This window comes from Gardnerella sp. DNF00109 (assembly GCF_049262845.1).
Lineage (GTDB): Bacteria > Actinomycetota > Actinomycetes > Actinomycetales > Bifidobacteriaceae > Bifidobacterium > Bifidobacterium vaginale.
Genome location: NZ_CP058406.1, coordinates 575517 through 596765 on the forward strand (window position 1 = coordinate 575517; position 21249 = coordinate 596765).

Consider the following 21249-nt stretch of genomic DNA (forward strand, 5'->3'; position numbering starts at 1 on the left):
TGCAAAAAATAAAGTGATAAATAAGTAATATATAAGAAGCGTGTAAATAAGGAGAATCATGGCAAAAGGTCCGGTACTTGTAGTTGACTTCGGTGCCCAATATGCCCAGCTAATCGCTAGAAGAGTGAGGGAAGCAAACGTTTATTCGGAGCTTGTTCCGCACTCTATGCCAGTAGAAGAAATGCTGGCAAAAGATCCAAAAGCCATAATTCTCTCTGGCGGGCCTGCTTCCGTTTATGAGCCAGGAGCGCCAAAAATTGACACAAAGATTTTTGAAGCAGGAGTTCCAGTGCTCGGAATTTGCTACGGATTCCAAGTTATGGCTCACGAGCTTGGTGGCGTTGTAGACAAAGCTGCATTGGGTGAGTACGGAAAAACGCATGCAACTATTGATGAAGCAGAAGGATTGCTTGCTAATTCTCCATTAGATCAAAATACTTGGATGAGTCACGGAGTGGCAGTTAAGAGCGCGCCAGAAGGATTCGAGGTGCTTGCTCACACTCAAGGTGCTCCAGTTGCAGCTATGCAAGATAAAAGTCGCAAGCTTTACGGAGTGCAATGGCATCCAGAAGTCAAGCATACGCCTTTAGGTCAAAAGCTGATTTCCACATTTTTGCACGAGTGTGCAGGATTGGAAAATGATTGGAATCCTTCGAATATTATAGAAGATCAGGTTGCAAAGATTCGCGCTGAAGTTGGAGATGCACAAGTTATTTGTGGACTTTCTGGAGGAGTCGATTCCGCCGTTGCAGCAGCACTGGTACATAAGGCAATCGGAGATCAGCTCACTTGCGTTTTTGTAGACCATGGCCTTCTCCGTAAAGGCGAAGTTGAGCAAGTTAAGCACGATTTCGTTGAGGCCACTGGAATCAAGCTTATTGCAGTAGATGCAGAAGATGACTTTTTAGATGCGCTTAAAGGCGTGAGCGAGCCAGAGCGCAAGCGCAAGATTATTGGCGAAAAGTTTATTCGCACATTTGAAAAAGCGCAACGTCAAGTTATTGAAGAAGCTGGAAAATCTGGAGCAGAAGTTAAGTTCCTTGTACAAGGCACACTTTACCCAGATGTTGTGGAATCTGGTGGCGGAGACGGTGCTGCAAACATTAAGTCGCATCACAATGTTGGCGGCTTGCCAAAGGACTTAAAGTTTAAGCTTATTGAGCCTTTACGCACTTTGTTTAAGGATGAAGTTCGCGCAATTGGTACGGAGCTTGGGCTTCCAGACGCTATTGTGTGGCGCCAGCCGTTCCCAGGCCCAGGATTGGGAATTCGCATTGTTGGCGAGATTACTCGCGAGCGTTTAGCTGTTCTTAGAGAAGCAGATGCGATTGCGCGCGAAGAGCTTTCGGCAGCTGGATTAGATCGCGATATTTGGCAATGCCCAGTTGTTCTTTTGGCAGATGTTCACTCTGTTGGAGTTCAAGGAGACGAGCGCACATATGGATCTCCAATTGTGCTTCGACCAGTAAGTTCTGAGGATGCTATGACTGCTGATTGGTCGCGAGTTCCTTACGATGTATTGGCAAAGATTTCTACTCGAATCACAAACGAATGTCGCCAGATTAATCGCGTTGTGTTAGACGTTACATCTAAGCCGCCTGCCACAATCGAGTGGGAATAGATGGTTCTAATATAGTGAGGTAGAATCTAGCTCTAAAAAGAATAAAGTAAGAACAAAGCAAAGCCGCAATTCTTGCAGGAAGGAACAATGATGATCCACGGCATAGAAGTATTTACAAGCTTCAATAAAAAGGCGCTTGTAAAGTTAAAGTTTGTGTTGGCAAGAGTTGCGGCTATAACATCTTGCGTCGCTATGATTTTGGCGGGAGCAGTAGTCGCAAGCAGACCAGCGATTGCAGATGAGGGCGTAAAATCATCTCAAAAAACTACACAAAAAGGTGTAATCGTAACAGCGTTCCAACAAAATTGGAGAAGTATAGCTAAGGAATGCAAAAAAACGTACGGCCCAGAAGGCGTAAAATATGTACAAGTATCACCTCCGCAAGATCATATTAAAGGTGACCAATGGTGGACAAGCTATCAACCTGTAAGCTATAAGCTAAATTCAAAACTTGGCACAGAAGACGAGTTTAAAAAGATGATTACAACGTGCAAAGCTTCGGGTGTTGGAATTATTGCAGATGCGGTAATAAACCACACAACTGGTTTTGCAAACAAAGACACTGTTGGCGTTGGTGGAAGCAAGTATGATGCTGCAAATCAATCGTTCCCAGATGCTGGATATACAAAAGACGATTTTCATAAGTCAACAGAAAATATCAACACGTATCGAAAAGCAGAAATCGTTTGGACGCATCGACTTGTTGGACTGTTGGATTTGGACACTTCTAATCCTCATGTGCAAAAAACTTTGGGAGAGTACTTTGCGCATATGCTAAAGCTTGGAGTGGCTGGGTTTAGAGTTGATGCAGCAAAACACATGTCTCCGCAAGATGTAAAGGGAATAAAAGATGCAGCTGCAGAGGCTGCTGGAACAACGCCAGATAAGATTTGGTGGATGCAAGAAACAATAGGGTTTTCTGAGCAAGACCCTAGAATTCAGCCAAACCAATATTTGCAAACTGGTGAAGTGAATGAATTTGAGTACTCTTATAGGCTTAGAAACTATTTTTATGGGTCTATTGAGAATCTTAAACATATTACAGATAAGTTGATTCCAAGCAAAAAAGCTGCGATTTTCGTTACAAATTGGGATACTGAGCGAGATAATGCAAGCAGAGTTTTGACGTATAAAGATGGTAAAAAATACGAGCTTGCAAACGCGTTTATGTTGGCGTATCCATATGGAACTCCAAATGTGTTTTCTGGTTATGAGTTTACAAAACGAGATGAGGGAGCACCTGGAGCTACGCAAACTTCGATTCCTGATGTGAGTTGTGCAAAGGATTCTAAGTGGCAATGCACGCAAAGGTTAACTTCGATTCGCGGAATGATTGGGTTCTACAACGCCGTTAGGGGCACTAAGGTTACTAATTGGCAAGATGATGACGATAATAACGTTGCATTTAGCCGAGGAAACAAGGGTTTTCTTGCGATTAACAATACGGAAGAGCCGCAAAAAGTGAGTTATAAGACTGACTTGCCAGATGGTGAATATTGCAATGTTTATGAGTCTAAAGATTGCACTAAAACTGTGAGCGTTAGTGACGGAAAAGTAAAGACCACTGTTGATGCGGAATCTGCTGTTGCTCTTCATGTTAATGCTGTAAAAAGTCTTGGAAATGCTAGAGCTAGAAACGTTACAATATTTATTTGCGTGTTTGTTGCGTCAATTTGTACGTTTGTTGTTAATAGAAGATTTGTTGAAAAATCGAAGAAGCTTGCCAAAGGCAATAGTGATGGTGTTAAAACAGGTGAGACTAAAGGTAAGTGATTTATTGGATTAGTCTTTGGATTAGTCTTTGGATTAGTCTTTGGATTAGTCTGAAATAAATCAATAGCCTAAAACAGGTTGACTCTGTTAAAACGTTTATTTATAATGATTATTCTGGCTTTATGCCAGTATCTAATTGATAGTTTGATAAATCAAAAGGGGTCGATCGGTTTCGACGGTGATCTGTTCGCCGCGGGGAAGCGTGCCGAGAATGCGAAAGTCCACTCGTAAACGTCCTTTCGCAAAAGAATAAGTGCTAAATCTAATCGCACTGAGTTCGCTCTTGCTGCCTGAGCTTCGCGCCAGGATTAACCAGTGAGCAGCTGCTCCGTTTACCCACTCACGTCTTCGGAGTGGTGCTAAACGTCATTAGAAGACTTGCTTGAATTGCCGAGCTGCAGGGTAGTTCAGGGACTTTTACTGTAGATATGCTCGCCATGAATTGTCTGCGATAACATGGGGGCAGAAAAACTGCCGAATGGCCAGCAGGCTACGCACGTAGAAGACCGAGGGTACGGTTTCCGGACCGGGGTTCAATTCCCCGCGACTCCACAAACGCAATAACGCCACTGCTAAAACAGTGGCGTTATTTGTAGCAAATCCCAATGTTTCCAACGCTTTTAGCATAGAACAGTGGGCGTTGTTTACCGCTTGCACACAAGTATGTACGATATGTGATATAGCACATACAACAGACGGAAATAATCAGAGCAAAAGCTCTAGGTATAAGATCTAGAGCTTTTTTGACTTTCCTATGCATACTTATTTGCGCCGTATGTTTTGACCTATACCACTTATTTATTTTTATTTTTATCATTAATATCATTGTTTATGTAGTCAACAAAATGTCGTGCTGTAATACGAACAATGTTTTCATCAAAATAAATTTTATTATTTTTAAGCCCATTCAATATGCTTAATTTTTCTCTTAAAATTTTTTCAGCCCGTCTTATTCTTCTAACTTTTTCATCTTGATTATATTGATTAAATTTTTCAATTTGTTCAGAAATTATATCTTGTATGTCTTTTTGTAGTTCTTCATCATCTTTTCTAAATTCTTTGCTTCGTGTTGTTCGTGAATTCGTATTAATTACTGGATGTTTTACGTAATAATCATGAATAATTTTCTTAGATATTTCTACTTCATTAGCCTTATTTGGTAATATCCCTCTGCGTGCATCAATCCATGGCATCTCACTGCGGGCGCGATTTTCTAGTTCTTCAATACTAAAATCAATTAAAGCGTCGCAAACGTTATAGATAGTGAGTAAATTAGAATAAGTAAGATGATTTTTAAGTTCATAAGGTCCTAGAACAATATCTTTACATTCTATAAAAACATCATTAATTCTGTGCATTTTAAATAAATCTAGGCATACTGGACCGTTGCGCCAAGCCTGAAAATTGTTATAGAACAAAGGAGAATTAGTGGATGCTAGGTTATAAGCTTGGCAATAGTAAGAAAGTAATTGTAAGCGATTAATATTCATTTTCCCATAACGTTTTAAAATCGCATATGCTACATGAGAAATAGTAATCATATCTATTCTCCATCGGTGCAGAAAAGACAACAAAATGATTAACGTAAAACCAAATGGAATCCTTTTATAAATCACGTTGAACGAATAATTTTAGTTGTAAAATGCACGAACACGTGTAAACAATAAAAATCATTCGGTTTTAAGTTAGCGAAAACGGTACCATATAAAATAAAACACATCAACAATAGCGCGTGTCGTCCTCAATGGGGATTGTAATACAGTGTGGTAATCAACTACTGCTTTGGTGTCGAAGCAAAATCTCCTACTACTTTTATTGACTTTTATGTATGTTTGATTGTGTAAATTTGTAGAAAAGATTCTTCTTTAAGGTTGATTTTAGTTCGTTTAATATGATTATTAGGAGCGCATTGTGTGCAAACCGCCGAAAGTGATTTCGATTGTAGGTCCAACAGCATCTGGCAAAACGAGTCTTGGTATTGCAATTGCAAAGAAATTTGCTGAACGTGGTGTAAAAGCGGAGATTATAAACGCAGACGCATATCAAATGTACCGTTATATGGATATTGGTACAGCAAAAGCCACTAAAGAAGAGCAAAGCGAGATTAAGCATCATTTAATAGATATTATTGATCCAGAAGAATCCATGAGCGTTGCAAAATTTCAAACGCTTGCTAGGCAATGCATACGCGATTTGCAAGAAAAAGGTATTCGCCCAATTCTTGTTGGAGGCTCTGGTCTATATGCTCGTGCGGCTGTAGATGATATAACTTTTCCAGGTACAGATCCTAATATTCGCAAAGCTTTGGAAGATCGTGAAAAGTCGCAAGGAGCAATGTCTCTTTTTGAAGAGTTACAAAAACTGGACCCAGTGGCGGCTAAAAATATGGATCCAAGAAATTCGCGCAGAACAATTCGCGCTCTAGAAGTTATTGAATTAACAGGAAAGCCGTATTCTGCTACTCTGCCAAAATACAAGTATTTGATTGATTGTGTGCAAATAGGATTGGACTTAAACAGAGAAGATTTGGATGCGCGAGTGGAGCTTCGCACAAAAATGATGCGCGAGCAGGGTTTTGTAAACGAAGTTAAAGAGATTCGCTCAAGGCTTGGTGTTACTGCGAGTAGAGCTTTGGGATACAAGCAAATAATGGACTATTTAGACGGCTTATGCAGCGAAGATGATGCTTTTGCTGATATTGCTCAGAAAACTAAACGTCTTGCTAGAAAACAAATGGGTTGGTTTGGAAGAGATTCGCGTATTCATTGGGTTAATGCTTTGCAGCCAGATGTGGTTGATGTCTCAATGAAGATAATTAATGCTGCTGATAATGGCGATTTTAAAGATGATTTGATTGCCGAATCAACTTCCCATCATCTCGGCGCGTTAATTGACGAATAGTAATAATAGAATAAGTTTTTAGATAATTAATCTTTAGATGTTTATGCGTGAACCCTAGCTTAGGCTGGGGTTCATTGCGTATAAGGCATATTGGGAATGATATTGAGAAACGATATCGAGATACTTATTTGTATGAACATAGGAGATTTGTGTGAATAATCATCATTTGTCAAACTCTTCCAGTGAAATCTTAGAGAAGAATGATTTAAGTACTTCTGGAACTAATGCCGCTTCTTTGCAAGATGCTATTAAAGCAAGTCATGCGCATCAGCATAAGCTAACTATCACTTTGGCTTTAACGTCTATTGTATTCTTGGCAGAAGTAATTGGATCTGTTTTAACAAATTCACTTTCTTTGTTAATTGACGCAGGACATATGTTAACAGATATTTCTGTTTTAGCTGCATCTACGGTTACTGCGATTTTGATGCGCAAAAGACCTAATGCAAAGCGCACTTGGGGTTGGGCTAGGCTAGAGGTAATTACTGCTGCTGCTGGTGCTCTTGTTCTACTTTTTGTTGGCATTTATGCGATTGTGGAATCTTGTATGCGTCTTTTTGGTGTAAATCATAATGGAATACATGATGTAAATCAGCTTCTTTTCTTTGGTATTCTTGGTTTGCTTGCAAATCTCGCTTCTCTTGTAATTCTTGTTTCTCAATCTAAAGACAACATGAATATGCGAGCAGCCTTTTTAGAAGTAATGAACGATGCTTTGGGATCTGTTGCTGTTGTAGTGTCTGCTGTAGTAATGATGAGTACTAGTTGGAATGGATTTGATGCTTTAGCTGGCGGGATTATTGCAATTTTGATGATTCCTAGAGCGTTACATTTGCTTAAAAATGCTGTAAAAGTTTTGCTTGAGCAAACGCCGGAAGGATTGGATATAGAAAAAGTTCGCGATCATCTTGAACACGTTCCTCATGTTCTTGCTGTTCACGATTTGCATGCAAGTACTGTTTCTACAGGAATGCCTATTTTTATGGCACATGTTGTTGTAGAGCGCGATTTAACAATGGATCAGTGTGCTGATATTTTAAGCCAGCTTCAAGATTGTTTGCGTGAGCATTTTCCAGTTTCTGTTTCGCACACCACATTCCAACTAGAACCTGAAGGATATACCACTCAAAGTTCGTCGGAACATCATGAGTAGTTTCGTTGAGTAGTTTTGTATTGCAACATTTACGCGTGTTGTAACTATATGTAAAGTAGAGTGATATTATGCCGTTAAAAGAGTTAATAGACAACGCGCATAGCGATCGCGTTAAGCGTATTTGCGCAATAAGTCGTGCAAAATCGCGAGTGGATGGGCGCTTTTTAGTAGAAGGTCCGCAAAGCGTTAGGGAAGCGGTAAGGTACGCGCATAAGTCGATTCTAGACATTTACGTTTTGCAAGATGCTGTTAATAGTGACTACATTGATGTCAATTCTTTTAAAAATCTTAAAAATGGCATTTTGCAAAATGGATCTTTAGAAACAATAAGCAAAATTGTTGACGAATCCTTAAAAAATCAGTGCTATGTGCACCCTGCAACAGCAGAAGTTATGCATAAGATCAGTACGGATTGTCAAGGGATTGTTGCCGTTTGTGATTCTACTATTTTAGATAAAGAATTTATAAAAGAATTTAATAGTATTGGGGTAGAAAGCAAATATAAGTCTGGTTTTGCTTATGATCCTATATTGATTGCAGCCTGCTGGCAGGTAAGAGACCCTGGCAACGCTGGTGCGATTATTCGCGTTGCAGATGTAGCTGGTTGTAGTGCCGTTGTTTTTGTTGACGATTGCGTGAATCGTTTTAATTCAAAGCTTGTTCGTTCTACTGCAGGCTCATTATTCCATTTGCCAGTAGTGACAATGAGTGAGGATGATTGGTTTGATTGGACAAAGTCATTAAAAATAAGGGTTATTGCAGCTGATATTTATGGAACGGAAAATAAAAAACCAAAGTCTTTTGCAAATCTTCTAAAACCACTAAGTGATGATTTAAATAAAGGATATAACGAAGGATCTAATGCAATATTATTTGGAAACGAAGCCAGAGGATTGCCAGAAGAAATATTAAATAAAGTAGACGAAATATCGGTAATACCTATTTACGGAAAAGCAGAATCAATGAACTTGGCAACCAGCGCTGCAGTAATGCTAATGGGCTTGGCTATGTCTAGTCATGAGCGAAAAATGTAGATTTGAGACGTTTTTTGAATGCTTCACAAAAGTACACATAACACGGATAGGAAGGGTGCTGTGGCAAGTAGTAAGCCGTTCGACTCGAAGGCAATTACAAAGGTAGTAAAAGAGGGTATAGCTTGTGTTCAAGCCGCTAAAACAATGGAAGAGTTGAAAGCGGCAAAAACTAAGTATGCAGGAGCTCAGTCTGCAATGACCCTTGCCAGCAAGTCTATTGGAAGTCTTCAAGTAGAAGAAAAGAAAGAAGCTGGCAAGATAATGTCGGCTTTACGCGCTGATTTTGGTCGTGAATTTGCAGCAGCCCAAGAGCGTATTAAGGCTATTGAAGAAGCTAATATGCTTCAAAAAGAAACAATCGATATGACCTTGCCAATAAATCGTAAGCCGCTTGGCGCTCGCCATCCGATTGCGCGTATTATTGAAGACTTTGAAGACTTCTTTGTGTCTATGGGTTGGCAGATTTCTGCAGGACCAGAGGTAGAAACAGAGTGGTTCGATTTTGACGCGTTGAATTTTGGTCCAGATCATCCTGCTCGTCAAATGCAAGATACTTTTTATGTGCAAGGTAATCAGGCAAAGGATGCTGCAGGATTTGTTGGATCTAACATGGTTTTGCGTACGCAAACTTCTTCCGATCAGGTTCGTGCGTTAATTGAGCGAGGAGTACCTCTGTATATTGCGTCCCCAGGCCGAGTATTCCGCACGGATGAGCTTGATGCAACGCATACTCCAGTCTTCCACCAGTGCGAAGCTTTGGCAGTAGATAAACATTTGAGCATGGCTGATTTAAAGGGTGTTCTTGATCGCCTTGCTGTTGCAATGTTTGGTCCAGATGCAAAAAGCCGTTTGCGCCCAAGCTACTTCCCGTTCACGGAGCCTAGTGCGGAGTTGGATCTTTGGTTCCCAGATAAGAAGGGTGGCCCAGGTTGGATTGAATGGGGCGGATGCGGAATGGTGAATCCGAATGTTCTTAAGTCTGCAGGCTTAGACCCAGATGTTTATACGGGATTTGCTTTCGGTGTTGGCTTGGAGCGCACTTTGCTGCTTCGTCACGATATTAACGATATGCACGATTTGGTTGAAGGCGATAAGCGCTTCAGTGAACAGTTTGTGATGGGAGAGTAGTACTCATGCCAATGGTAGATATTGACTGGCTTAAAGATCATGTTGAAGTGCCAGAAGGTTTGACTTACGAGCAGCTTGCTAAAGATTTGGTGCGAGTTGGCTTAGAAGAAGAAGAGATTCACGACTCTCAAGTTACAGGTCCTATTGTTGTAGGATACGTCGTTGATGCTACTCCTGAGCCGCAAAAAAATGGCAAAATTATTAATTGGTGCCATGTTGATGTTGGAGATAAATACAACGAGGTAGACGAAAATGGTAATAAGGTTCCTCGTGGAATTATTTGCGGTGCTCCAAACATGGCTGCTGGAGAAAAAGTTGTTGTAACTCTTCCTGGGGCAGTTTTGCCTGGCGATTTTAAGATTGAGCCTCGCAAAACTTACGGCCACATTTCTAATGGAATGTGCGCATCCGAGCGCGAGCTTGGTTTGGGAGATAGCCACGATGGCATTATTTTGCTTCGCGAATACGGTTTCTCTAAAGCTGAATATGATGCTTTGAAACCTGGAGACGACGCAATGTCGCTTCTTCACTTAAACAAGCCTTTGCTGGAAATTAACATCACTCCTGATCGTGGATACGCGTTTTCTTATAGGGGTGTTGCGCGCGAATATCACCATTCAACTGGTGCAACTTACACTGATCCAGTAATTGAACTTAATAATAAAGCTGATCAAGTAGTTTCTATGTCTGATGGAGCTTCTAAAGATATAGAAGTTAGTATTGAAGATAATAATCCTATTCATGGTGTTGTTGGATGCGACCGTTACTACGCTCGCGTTGTTAGAAACTTTAATCCAGATTCTTCTAGCCCTAATTGGATGCGTAGGCGTTTAACTCGTGCTGGAATGCGTGGTATATCTCTTGCAGTAGACGTTACAAATTACGTAATGCTCGACTTAGGTCAGCCTCTTCACGCTTATGATTTAGATAAGATTGAAGGTCCTATTGTTGTTCGCCGCGCTAAAGCTGGAGAGCGTTTAACAACTTTAGATGGCAAAGACAGAGAGCTTAACGTTGAGGACTTGCTTATTTGCGATTCTCCAAAGGGAAATCACGGTTCGCGTGTTCTTGGACTTGCTGGCGTAATGGGCGGAATGTATGGAGAAGTAACGAGCGAAACGAAGAATATTCTTGTTGAAGCTGCACACTTTGACCCCGTTTCTATTGCACGTACAGCTCGTAGACATAAGCTTCCAACTGAGGCATCTCGCAGGTTTGAGCGTGGCGTTGATACTGCTTTGCAGCCAGCAGCTGCGCAAATGGCTGTTACAATGCTCAGCGATTTTGGTTCTGGAGAGCCTTCTAATACGCCTACAGACGTAAACAATACTGTTGATAGAAGTGTTATTGTTTTCAAAGCTAGCGAAGTAGAGCGTGTTTCTGGCTTAAGCATTGATTTGAATCGTATTAGCGATATTCTTACGGATATTGGTTGCTCTGTTGCTGGCGGCGGAAACGGATCCTTCTCTGTTTTGCCTCCAACTTGGCGCCCAGACTTAAATGAGCCATGCGATTTGGTCGAAGAAATCGCGCGCTTGGTTGGCTACGATGAGATTCCTGTTAAGGTTCCAGCTGTTCCTGTTACTGGCAAAACTGGTTTAACGCAAGATCAAGCAACTCGTAGAGCTATTGCATATGAACTTGCTGAAATGGGCTTGATTGAATCTTTGAGCTACCCGTTTGTTGGTCAGGAAGATTTTAAAGCTTTCCGTGAAGACGTTGATTCTGTTGCTAAAGTCAGCGTAAAAATCGCAAATCCTTTGGCTGGCGATCGTCCTTGGCTTCGAAGGAATGTTCTTACCACTTTAGCTGGAACGGTTCGCAGAAATATTCGTCGTGGCTTAAGTGATGTTTCTCTTTATGAGCTTGGTCACGTGTATTTTGCGGATCCTAATGCTCCAGCTATTCCTGCTTTGCCTGGTTCGGTTCGTCCTACGGATGCTCAGCTTGTTGCGTTGGATGCAGGTTTGCCTGAGCAGCCTTTGCATGTTGCAGCTCTTTTAACTGGTAATGCTGAAGAAACAGGTTGGCTTGGAACTCATAGAGAAGTTGATTGGAGTGATGCTGTAGAAGCTGTTAATCGTTTAGGAAAGCGAATCGGCGTTGCTTTTGACGTTCGTCAGATTAATTCTGATGATGTTCCTGCTTCTTGGCATCCAGGTCGTACCGCGAAGGTGTATATTCCTGTTGATGGTGCCGACGATGTTGAAATTGGTATTGTTGGAGAGCTTCATCCTCAGGTTGATGAGAATTTGGGTTTGCCAAAGCACTCTGCAGCATTCGAGCTTGATTTGAGCGCATTGTTTGATGCTATGCAAGTTAAGCCTGTTCAGGCAAAACCTGTTTCTACATTCCCTCCTGTTAAGCAGGACTTCGCGTTTGTTGCTCCTTCTTCTTTGACTGCTCACGATTTAAAGGAAGCTATTGTTAAAGCTTCTGGTGATTTGCTTGAGTCTGTAGAGTTGTTCGATGTTTATGAAGGCGAACAACTTGGAGAAGGGCTAAGATCTCTTGCTTATTCTGTAACATTTAGGGCTGCTGATAGAACGCTTTCTAGCGATGATATGGAAGCGGTTCGAGAGGCTATTACAAAGTCTGCTCAAAAATTGCATGCAACATTGCGAGTATAAGTTCGAGTATAAGTTACAGAGTCGCGTTTTTTAAATTAATACGGCTGAATGATTAGTATTATCTGGTTGTTCAGCCGTATTTTTTAGTAAATAAAATAGTATTTATGGCTTTGTTAAAATGTATATATTCATGAATATATTTATGTATTCATGTATATTAGATTGGAGTGCTCTTTAGAAAGGTATTGCCAATTATGGTTGAGTCTAATAGGAAGTCAAATAATTTTAGTAGCGATGATGCGCTTAATCATAGTTATGTGAATGAAGATAATAATTTTGACGATGCTTTTGATGATAATGACGATTTTGGTTCTATTGAATCCGCTGGAAAGCAGCGTCCTACGACTAAAGCTGCACGTTTAAATGCGATTGAACAGGCGCTTTTAAGTGAGGTTATTACTTCACAGTCTCAGCTTGCTAAAGTTTTGGCTCGTCATGGTTTTGAGGTTACTCAAGCAACTTTGAGTAGAGATTTGGATGAAATAAATGCGGTTAAAATTCGTCTTACAGACGGCAGAATTGCTTATGTTCTAGGAGATGGAACTGGTAATCGTCACGCAATGGATACCGTTAGGATTGATCAACAGGTTGCTAGGACTCTTTCTGGTCTTATTACAGAAGTTGGATTTGCTAATAATATTGTTGTGATTCACACTCCTTCGGGCGCTGCTCAATATGTTGCAAGTGTTATTGATAGGCAGCCTTTAAAAGGTATTTTAGGTTCGGTTGCTGGCGATGATACAGTGCTTATGGTTTGTGTTTCTAACGAAGAAGCAGAAGATAGAGCTAATTGGATGCTTTCAGTTGCATCTAGGTGATTTTGTATTAGTTTATTCATTTTATAGTTATATTTGTGTCTAATATGCATCGATGGATGTTGAATTTATAATACTTGCTGCAAAGACCACAGTGTTGTGGTTTTGCACTTTGTTATAGTGTAATCAATTGCATAAGTATTATTTTTATTGTCTTATTTTTTTAAATATTATTTTTCGGAATGTAATAAAAACGTTGTATTTCTAAGCGTGTTGAGATTTTATCTATGGTTGTATAATATACTATATATCGTTTATTTATTCAATATATGACCTTGGGAGGTCACTATGACTAGTAAGAAACGTATTGTATTGGCGTATTCGGGTGGCCTCGATACATCTGTAGCTATTCCGTACCTTAAAGAGCAAACAGGTCAAGACGTTGTAGCTGTGTCACTAAACGTTGGTCAAGGTGGAGAAGCGCTCGAAGTTATTAAAAATCGTGCTTTGGCTTGTGGTGCTGTTGAATCGTATGTAGTTGATGCTCGTGAAGAATTTGCGGATAACTATTGCATGCTCGCATTAAAAGCAAATGCAATGTACGAAGACGTGTATCCTTTAGTTTCCGCGCTTTCTAGGCCGCTTATCACTCGTCACTTAGTTCACGCAGCGCACGAATTTGATGCTGATACAATCGCACACGGTTGCACTGGCAAAGGAAACGATCAGGTTCGTTTTGAAGTTGCAATCCAGTCTTTGGATCCAGATTTAAAGGCAATTAGCCCAATTCGCGATTTGTCGCTTACTCGCGATGTGGAAATCGCTTTTGCAAACGAGCACAAGCTTCCGATTACTCAAAGCAAGAAAAGCCCATATTCTATAGACCAAAATGTTTGGGGAAGGGCTATTGAAACAGGCTTTTTGGAAGATCCGTGGAATGCTCCAACCGAAGAATGCTACTCTTACACAAAGAATCCTTTGGAAGCTACAACTCCAGACGAAGTTACAATCACGTTTGAAAAAGGTATTCCAGTTGCAATTGACGGTCATAGCGTAACTCCATTGCAAGCAATCGAAGAAATGAACAAAAGAGCTGGGGCACAAGGAATCGGTAGAATCGACATTATTGAAGATCGTCTAGTTGGCATTAAGTCTCGCGAATTGTACGAAGTTCCAGGCGCGCAAGCTTTGATTACGGCTCATCAAGAGCTTGAGAATTGCTGCTTGGAGCGCGAACAGCATAGGCTTAAGCGTGCTCTTGATAAAAAGTGGGCGGAATTTGTGTATGACGGCCAGTGGTTCTCGCCAGTTGTGCGTTCTTTGAACGCGTTCATAAACGAAACGCAAGAGCATGTTTCTGGCGATATTCGCATGACTTTATACGCTGGAAAGGCTGTTGTAACAGGCAGAAAGTCGGATGAGTCTTTGTACGACTTTAACTTGGCTACTTACGATTCTTCCGATACTTTCGACCAGCGCGCTTCCAACGGATTTATTGAAATCTACGGATTGTCTAGCAAGGTTGCAGCGGCTCGAGATATGCGCGTTGCAAAGAACAACTAACAAGAGGAAAGCAGAAAGAAGAATATAACTATGCACGATGCAAATGCCAACGCAAATGCCAACGCAAATGCCAACGCAAATGCCAACGCAAACCATCCAATAGCCTTGTGGGGCGGACGTTTTAGCTCAGGACCTTCCGCAGAGCTTGCAAAGCTTAGCAAATCAACTCAATTTGACTGGCGATTAGCAGATGACGATATTGCAGGATCTCGCGCTCATGCGCATGCGTTGCATCGTGCAGGTTTATTAACAAATCAAGAATACGAGGATCTTCAAAAAGCTCTAGACGAGTTGCAAAATCGCGTGGATAATGGCACTTTTACGCCAATTGAAGAAGACGAGGATGAGGCAACTGCATTAGAGCGCGGTTTGCTTGAGATTGCAGGAAGCGAACTTGGCGGAAAACTTAGAGCTGGACGCTCTAGAAACGATCAAATTGCAGCTTTAATACGCATGTTTTTGCGCAGACACTCGCGCGTTTTGGCTGCTCTCGTGTTAGATGTTTGTAATGCTTTAGTTGCTCAATCTTTAGCTGCAAAAGATTCTGTAATGCCTGGTCGTACTCACATGCAGCATGCTCAACCTATTTTGCTTGCACACCAGCTAATGGCTCATGTTTGGCCGCTTTTGCGAGATGTCAATCGCCTTGCGGATTGGGATTTGCGCGCAAACGAAAGTCCATACGGAGCAGGGGCATTGGCTGGCAACACTCTTGGGCTAGATCCCGAAGAAGTTTCTAAAGAACTTGGTTTTTCTGCTGTCTGCGCGAATTCTATTGATGCTACAGCAAGTAGAGATATTGTTGCGGAGTTTTCATTTATTGCAGCCATGATTGGCGTTGATATTTCTCGCTTAAGCGAAGAGATTATTATATGGAATACTCAAGAATTTGCGTTCGTAACTTTAGACGATGCTTATTCTACTGGATCTTCTATTATGCCTCAAAAGAAGAATCCAGATATTGCGGAGCTTGCTAGAGGAAAAGCAGGACGATTAATAGGAGATTTAACTGGATTAATGGCCACTCTTAAAGGTCTTCCTACTGCTTATGCAAGAGATTTGCAAGAAGATAAAGAGGCAGTTTTTGACCAAATTGACACTCTAGAAGTTCTGCTTCCAGCATTCGCAGGGATGGTTAGAACAATGCAATTTAATATTGCTAGGTTGCGTGAACAGTCTGCTACTGGTTTTGCCTTAGCTACAGATATTGCAGAATGGCTTGTAAAACAAGGTGTTCCATTTAGAAATGCGCATAAGTTATCAGGATTATGCGTAAAACGTGCTGAAGAACTTGGTGGAGATTTAGACGTTTTAAGTGATGATGATTTTGCTAATATTCTGAATGATTTTGTAAATCGAGCCGATATTGAGAATCTTAAACTTGTTCTTTCTAGTGATGGATCAGTAGCTTCTAGATGTGGAAAAGGTGGAACGGCTTTTGTTCGCGTAAAAGAACAAATTACCCAAGCTCAGCTTGCTATTGATGAGTATAAGAAATTTTCTGAATCTGTAAGTGATGGAACTGCTTATAAGAGTGTCGCCCTGTGCTGCCAAAATTGAAAGGCTTGGATTGCGCTTTTAGCGCCCGATGCCTAGGTAAGTTTTGGCAATAATAAGGAGATACGAATGGCTCAGGTCAGGAATTACAAGGAAGCTGGATTTGCCTCCTTGTTTGAAGAGCTAAAGTGGCGTGGATTAATTTCACAATCTACTGATGAGCAGCAGCTTGCTCAAGCGCTTGACGGAGAACCATTAACTTATTATTGCGGTTACGATCCTACTGCTGCTTCATTGCATATTGGTAATCTTGTTCAGCTTATTAATATGCGTCATTTGCAAGCTGCAGGTCATCATCCTATTGCGTTAGTTGGTGGTGCTACTGGTTTGATTGGTGACCCTCGTCAAAGTGGAGAACGCACGCTTAATTCTAAAGATATTGTGGCTGGTTGGGCAGAGCGCTTACGCAAACAGATTGGCAGAATCTTGCCTCTTGATGGAGAGAATCCTGTTCGTTTTGTTAGCAATTACGACTGGGTTTCTAAGATGTCTGCTATTGACTTTTTGCGTGATGTTGGTAAGAATTTCCGTGTTGGCACAATGCTTTCTAAGGATATTGTGGCTCGCCGCTTAAACTCCGACGAAGGCATTTCTTTTGCTGAGTTCAGCTATCAGGTTTTGCAAGGAAACGACTTCTTGTACTTGTTTGATAATTACAATGTTACTTTGCAGCTTGGCGGTTCGGATCAGTGGGGTAATTTGACTTCTGGCATGGACTTGATTCGTAAGGTTCGCGGAGCTTCTGTGCACGTGTTTACAAGCCCTATTATTACGGATAATCAAGGTCGTAAGTTTGGTAAGTCGGAGGGTAATGCAATGTGGCTTGATCCTACAATGCTTAGCCCTTATCGCTTCTATCAGTTCTGGTTTAATCAGCCAGACGATGAAGTTGTTAAGCTTCTTAAAGCTTTTACGTTCTTGCCTAAGAGTGAGATTGAGCGCTTGGAAAAGCAAATTCAAGAAGACCCAGGAAGTCGTGAAGCTCAGCGTGTTCTCGCTTGGGAAGTTACGAGCTTTGTTCATGGTGAAGATGTTACGAATCAGGCGATTGCAGCTTCTTCGGCATTGTTTGGTAAGGGTGATTTAGACGCTATTGATGAGCAAACTCTTGAAGCTGCCTTGGATGGTGTTAAGGTTAAGGCGCAGGATGGTAGTTTAGAATTTGCTAAAGCAAATAGTGGTGATCGCGTTGTTGAGGCTGCTGTTGCTGCTGGATTGTTCCGCACAATTTCTGAAGCTCGTCGTGCTATTGAAGCCGGTGGTTTGTACGTTAACAATAATCGAGTAGACAGTGTCGATGACATTTTGAATGATAATTCATTCTTACATGGTCGTTTTGCTTTGATTCGTAGGGGCAAGAAGGCTATTGGCGCTGTTGAGCGTGCTTAGTTTTTTAAGCGTGTTTGATTTGTTTTTAATATTAGATTTTTAGTATAATTTTATATTTTTAGAATTTGAAAGGTATGCCAATAATGGGCGAAGAACGCGGATCGCGTAGTGGTAAGTCGTTTGGTAATCGTGGCCATTTTAGCCGTCAAAATGGCGGTAAAAATGGTGGAAACGGCGAGCATCGTGGTGGATTCCATAATGGTGGATTCCACAAAGATGGTGGCAGAAAGTTTAATCACCGTGATGGCGAACGTAGATTTGAGCACAATGATCGCAGATATGATGATCATAAGAACGGTCGTCGTGACGATTTTGAGCGTGATTCTGGTAGTTCAGAAGGTTTAAGACGCAATGGATTCCACAAAGGTGGATTCAATAAGAGCGGTTTTAAGAAGGATAACGATCGTAGGTTTAACCATCGTGATAATGATCATAGGTTCAACCGTGATGATCGTGATAACCGCAGTGATCGCAGATTCGATAGAAAAGATAATCACGAAACTCGCAGAAATCGTGGTTTTGATGCCAAGTCGGAAGAAAATGGCAATCCAAGGTACAAGAAGTTTGATCGTGATAATCGTGGCGAGCGCAATGATCGCCGCTTTGAAGATAATCGCGGTGGCTTCCACAAGGGTGATTTTAAGAAGAATGATTCTAGAAAGCGCGATTCAAAGTCGTCTTTCCGCTTTGAAAATGGTCCTCGTAGAAACTCGGATGGAACTGTTTCTTACCCATCTCAAAACCCTTATACTGATAGGCGTCCAGGCGAACCTAAGATGCCTAAGGGCTTAGAGTATTCCATGCTTTCTAAAGAATCTCGTGAGCGTTTGCGCGGTCTTTCTAAGGAACATTCTGAAAATATTGGTTTGCATATTCTCGCAGCTTATGCTTTGCAAGAAGAAGATCCAGAGCTTGCATTGGAACATGCAAAGTGGGCTGCAAAGCAGGCATCGCGTATTGATTTTTCGCGCGAAACATTAGGATTTATTGCATACCGTCAGGGTGATTACAAGCTTGCTGCGCGCGAGTTTAGAACAGCTATGCGAATGAATGGCTACATGGATTATCTTCCATTTATTGCCGATTGTGAGCGCGGTATGGGCAACCTTGATAAGGCTTTGGAAATCTGCATGTCGGATGAAGCTAGAAGGGTTACTGGCGAAGTCAAGGCAGAAATGTTCCTTGTGTACGCAGGTGTTTTGGCAGATACAAACCATTCAGATAAGGCTATTGAGCTTGTTCACGCAATGGGTAGGTCTAAGGGTTTGCCTGGCGAGTATAGAATGCGTGCAGTTCAGGCGGAACAGTACTTCCTAGAGGAGGCTGGGCGAAGTGATGAGGCTATTGAGCTTGACTCTTTGCTTGATCGCTTAGAAGAGGAATACGCAGATATTGAAGACGAAGAAAATCCAGAAGATGTTGTGATTGACTACGATTTGGAACATCTTAATGACGCGATTATGGACGAAGTTGGCATTAGTGAAGATGATGCGCAATTTGCTCCAGCTGATGATTTGGAAGATGATTCAGATGATTCAGATGATTCAGATGATTCGGGCGAAGATTCAGACGATTCAGACGATGATTCACAAATCGCAGACAATACTGAAACTATAGAGATGAGTGCAGTTAAGTCTGAAGAGGAATAGTACAACCATATCTTCTAAGCCCGGCTTCTGTATTATGAGAGTATAGTAAGCCGGGCGTTTGCTACTTTGATATTTTTAAAATCATGCGGGGATATTCTATGCAACTTGATGAACGAACGAATTTTTCAAATAGTAAATCTGCGTTAAGCAAGAATTTTCGCTTAGCTTTGCTTGACTTAGACGGCGTAGTGTATAGAGGCGGAAAATCCGTTGAATATGCTGCTGAATCAATTGAAAATGCTCAAAAAAATGGCATGTTTATTGAATATACGACTAATAATTCTTCTCGTTTTCAAGGAGTTGTAGCAAGTCAACTAGAAAGTTTCGGCTTAAAAGTAGAGCCGTGGCAGATTATAACTTCTTCTGTTGTTGCAGCAAGAATGGTTGCTCGCTACGTTCCGAGCAATTCTAATGTTTTAGTGCTTGGAGCCGATCATCTCATACAAGAGGTTCGTAGTGCTGGTCTTAATCCAGTAAAGTCTTGTAAAGACAATCCAAAAGCTGTTATCCAAGGCTGGTATCCGCAAATGACTTGGCAAGAAATGGCACAAGTCGCTTTCGCAGTAGAGCATGGAGCTAAGTATTTTGTTACTAATCGCGATTTAACAATTCCACGTGAGTTCGGTATAGCTCCTGGATGCGGTTCTATGATTCAAGCTGTAGTAAATGCAACTGGAGTTGAGCCTATTGCTTCTGCTGGAAAACCCGAGTGCGCAATGTATGACGAAGCGAGATTGTTGGTTGCTGCAAATGCAAATCACAATGATGAAGATGTTAAAGAATATGCAGAAAAAGATGAGTTTGGGAATCCTGTAATAAGTATTTCGCGCTCGCTAGCCGTAGGAGACCGATTGGATACAGACATCGAAGCTGGTACCAGAGGGGGATATGAGTCTCTTCTAGTGCTTACTGGTGTCACCAATCCGCGTATGTTGCTTGAGGCTCCAAAACACTTGCGACCAAGCTTTGTTTCTAAGGATTTAAGAGGACTAAACGAGGCTCATGAGTCTCCAAAGCGTGTTGACGACGTTACATTTGTATGCGGAACTTCTAGAGCACAAATTGTTTGTAACTCTATTGAAGTAAACAATCCTAATGATTGCAACGCTTTACGTGCTGCTTGTGCGCTCACTTGGAGCTTAATAGACAGTGGAAAATCACTTGAAGACTACATTCTTCCAGAGTTTTCTTTATAAATATATGAGTTTGCATATGTGTGTATGAGGATTTTTCAATGTCTGACGGAGATGATTTAGTTCAGCGATTAGATTGTGAACTTGTAAATCGCGGATTAGTGAAAAGTAGAACGACAGCTCAGCGTTTAATTAAGTCTGGGTTAGTAAAAGTAGATAATCGAATTGTTTATAAATCATCATTTTTAGTGGAAAAAGCGCAAGAAATAAGTTTTGATGAATCAAAAAAAGAAAATTCTTGTCTTAAATATGTTTCTAGAGGAGCACTCAAATTAGAAGGTGCGTTCTCTTTATTTGAAGATTTAGGATTAAAAGTTTATTCAAATACTAAAGCGCTAGATATTGGTGCTTCAACTGGCGGTTTTTGCGATTATTTGTTGCAAAATGGCGTTAATCGCGTTATTGCTTTAGACGTTGGACACGGTCAATTGCACCCAAAGATCGCAAGCGATCCGCGCGTTATCGAAATGAGTGGCGTAAATATTAGAAATGTTTACGCGCAAGATCTGCCTTACAAGCCTAATCTTATAGTCTCAGATGTTTCTTTTATATCTCTTACTTTTGTTATTCCAGTAATCGCGCGTATTGCGCAAAACAACGCGAATATTGTTCTTCTTGTAAAGCCACAATTTGAAGTTGGTAAAGGAAATCTTGGAAAAGGCGGAATTGTAACAGATAAAGACCTAAGACTTAAAGCATTAGAAAATATTAAAGAATGCGCTAAAAATAGTGGTTTAAAAGTTGTTTCAACTCATGAATCTCCTATAGAAGGAACTCATGGAAATATTGAATATCTTCTTTATGCGCAATTTAATAGTTAAAAATAATTATTTGATAAATATTTTTACATAAGCAGTACAATGCGCAATATGTAGTGCAACAATTACAATATTTATTGTTATT

The 21249-nt window shown here is 41.0% G+C and carries 15 protein-coding genes and 1 other RNA gene; 15 read left to right on the top strand and 1 reads right to left on the bottom strand.

Translation table 11 applies throughout. From position 1 onward, the window contains the following. Positions 1-58: 58 nt before the first annotated feature. From guaA to ssrA, 3 genes are all read left to right on the top strand, one after another. Positions 59-1621 carry a glutamine-hydrolyzing GMP synthase gene (gene guaA / locus HXT20_RS02150; protein WP_004112523.1) on the top strand — a complete coding sequence of 521 codons (1563 nt, stop codon included), beginning with the start codon at positions 59-61 and terminating at the stop codon, positions 1619-1621. Positions 1622-1711: 90 nt separating this feature from the next. Then, complete coding sequence (locus HXT20_RS02155; protein WP_422114458.1) at positions 1712-3394, top strand: alpha-amylase; 1683 nt, start codon at positions 1712-1714, stop codon at positions 3392-3394. A gap of 158 nt (positions 3395-3552) precedes the next feature. Further along, positions 3553-3949, top strand: a transfer-messenger RNA (tmRNA) gene (ssrA, locus tag HXT20_RS02160). A 239-nt stretch (positions 3950-4188) separates the two neighbouring features. Here the strand turns inward: ssrA and HXT20_RS02165 are convergent. Continuing rightward, positions 4189-4935 (bottom strand): Panacea domain-containing protein, encoded by a 747-nt coding sequence (locus tag HXT20_RS02165; RefSeq protein ID WP_004112525.1) that lies wholly within the window; start codon positions 4933-4935, stop codon positions 4189-4191. Positions 4936-5305: 370 nt separating this feature from the next. On the opposite strand from HXT20_RS02165, the gene miaA reads away from it, so the two are divergent. From miaA to HXT20_RS02225, 12 genes are all read left to right on the top strand, one after another. Next, the gene (gene miaA, locus HXT20_RS02170) at positions 5306-6295 is read left to right on the top strand and encodes a tRNA (adenosine(37)-N6)-dimethylallyltransferase MiaA (RefSeq protein ID WP_248912208.1); all 990 of its coding nucleotides are present in this window, start codon (positions 5306-5308) and stop codon (positions 6293-6295) included. Positions 6296-6446: 151 nt separating this feature from the next. Further along, positions 6447-7448 (top strand): cation diffusion facilitator family transporter, encoded by a 1002-nt coding sequence (locus tag HXT20_RS02175; protein ID WP_004115518.1) that lies wholly within the window; start codon positions 6447-6449, stop codon positions 7446-7448. 68 nt (positions 7449-7516) lie between these two features. Further along, entirely contained in the window at positions 7517-8482 is a 966-nt protein-coding gene (locus tag HXT20_RS02180) for a TrmH family RNA methyltransferase (RefSeq protein ID WP_014554679.1), read from the top strand. A gap of 60 nt (positions 8483-8542) precedes the next feature. Then, on the top strand, positions 8543-9610 hold the full coding sequence (gene pheS / locus HXT20_RS02185; protein ID WP_180946763.1) for a phenylalanine--tRNA ligase subunit alpha: 1068 nt from the start codon (positions 8543-8545) through the stop codon (positions 9608-9610). A 5-nt stretch (positions 9611-9615) separates the two neighbouring features. Continuing rightward, positions 9616-12240, top strand: coding sequence for a phenylalanine--tRNA ligase subunit beta (gene pheT, locus HXT20_RS02190; protein ID WP_420028138.1), 2625 nt, complete (start codon positions 9616-9618; stop codon positions 12238-12240). A gap of 194 nt (positions 12241-12434) precedes the next feature. Further along, complete coding sequence (locus HXT20_RS02195; RefSeq protein ID WP_004115512.1) at positions 12435-13058, top strand: arginine repressor; 624 nt, start codon at positions 12435-12437, stop codon at positions 13056-13058. A gap of 285 nt (positions 13059-13343) precedes the next feature. After that, a complete protein-coding gene (locus HXT20_RS02200) occupies positions 13344-14558 on the top strand; it encodes an argininosuccinate synthase (RefSeq protein WP_004115510.1) in 1215 nt (404 codons plus the stop codon). Positions 14559-14588: 30 nt separating this feature from the next. Beyond that, on the top strand, positions 14589-16118 hold the full coding sequence (gene argH / locus HXT20_RS02205; protein ID WP_422114424.1) for an argininosuccinate lyase: 1530 nt from the start codon (positions 14589-14591) through the stop codon (positions 16116-16118). 66 nt (positions 16119-16184) lie between these two features. Next, a complete protein-coding gene (gene tyrS, locus HXT20_RS02210; RefSeq protein ID WP_014554673.1) occupies positions 16185-17504 on the top strand; it encodes a tyrosine--tRNA ligase in 1320 nt (439 codons plus the stop codon). A gap of 83 nt (positions 17505-17587) precedes the next feature. After that, a complete protein-coding gene (locus tag HXT20_RS02215; RefSeq protein WP_422114459.1) occupies positions 17588-19153 on the top strand; it encodes a hypothetical protein in 1566 nt (521 codons plus the stop codon). A 98-nt stretch (positions 19154-19251) separates the two neighbouring features. Beyond that, entirely contained in the window at positions 19252-20349 is a 1098-nt protein-coding gene (locus HXT20_RS02220; protein WP_422114425.1) for an HAD-IIA family hydrolase, read from the top strand. 38 nt (positions 20350-20387) lie between these two features. Beyond that, complete coding sequence (locus tag HXT20_RS02225; protein WP_004112542.1) at positions 20388-21167, top strand: TlyA family RNA methyltransferase; 780 nt, start codon at positions 20388-20390, stop codon at positions 21165-21167. The last annotated feature ends 82 nt before the right edge of the window (positions 21168-21249 follow it).

Coding starts and splice junctions, on each gene's coding strand:
- guaA (WP_004112523.1), top strand. CDS start 59: ATGGCAAAAGGTCCGGTACTTGTAGTTGACTTCGGTGCCCAATATGCC.
- HXT20_RS02155 (WP_422114458.1), top strand. CDS start 1,712: ATGATCCACGGCATAGAAGTATTTACAAGCTTCAATAAAAAGGCGCTT.
- HXT20_RS02165 (WP_004112525.1), bottom strand. CDS start 4,935: ATGATTACTATTTCTCATGTAGCATATGCGATTTTAAAACGTTATGGG.
- HXT20_RS02180 (WP_014554679.1), top strand. CDS start 7,517: ATGCCGTTAAAAGAGTTAATAGACAACGCGCATAGCGATCGCGTTAAG.
- pheT (WP_420028138.1), top strand. CDS start 9,616: ATGCCAATGGTAGATATTGACTGGCTTAAAGATCATGTTGAAGTGCCA.
- HXT20_RS02195 (WP_004115512.1), top strand. CDS start 12,435: ATGGTTGAGTCTAATAGGAAGTCAAATAATTTTAGTAGCGATGATGCG.
- HXT20_RS02200 (WP_004115510.1), top strand. CDS start 13,344: ATGACTAGTAAGAAACGTATTGTATTGGCGTATTCGGGTGGCCTCGAT.
- argH (WP_422114424.1), top strand. CDS start 14,589: ATGCACGATGCAAATGCCAACGCAAATGCCAACGCAAATGCCAACGCA.
- tyrS (WP_014554673.1), top strand. CDS start 16,185: ATGGCTCAGGTCAGGAATTACAAGGAAGCTGGATTTGCCTCCTTGTTT.
- HXT20_RS02215 (WP_422114459.1), top strand. CDS start 17,588: ATGGGCGAAGAACGCGGATCGCGTAGTGGTAAGTCGTTTGGTAATCGT.
- HXT20_RS02220 (WP_422114425.1), top strand. CDS start 19,252: ATGCAACTTGATGAACGAACGAATTTTTCAAATAGTAAATCTGCGTTA.
- HXT20_RS02225 (WP_004112542.1), top strand. CDS start 20,388: ATGTCTGACGGAGATGATTTAGTTCAGCGATTAGATTGTGAACTTGTA.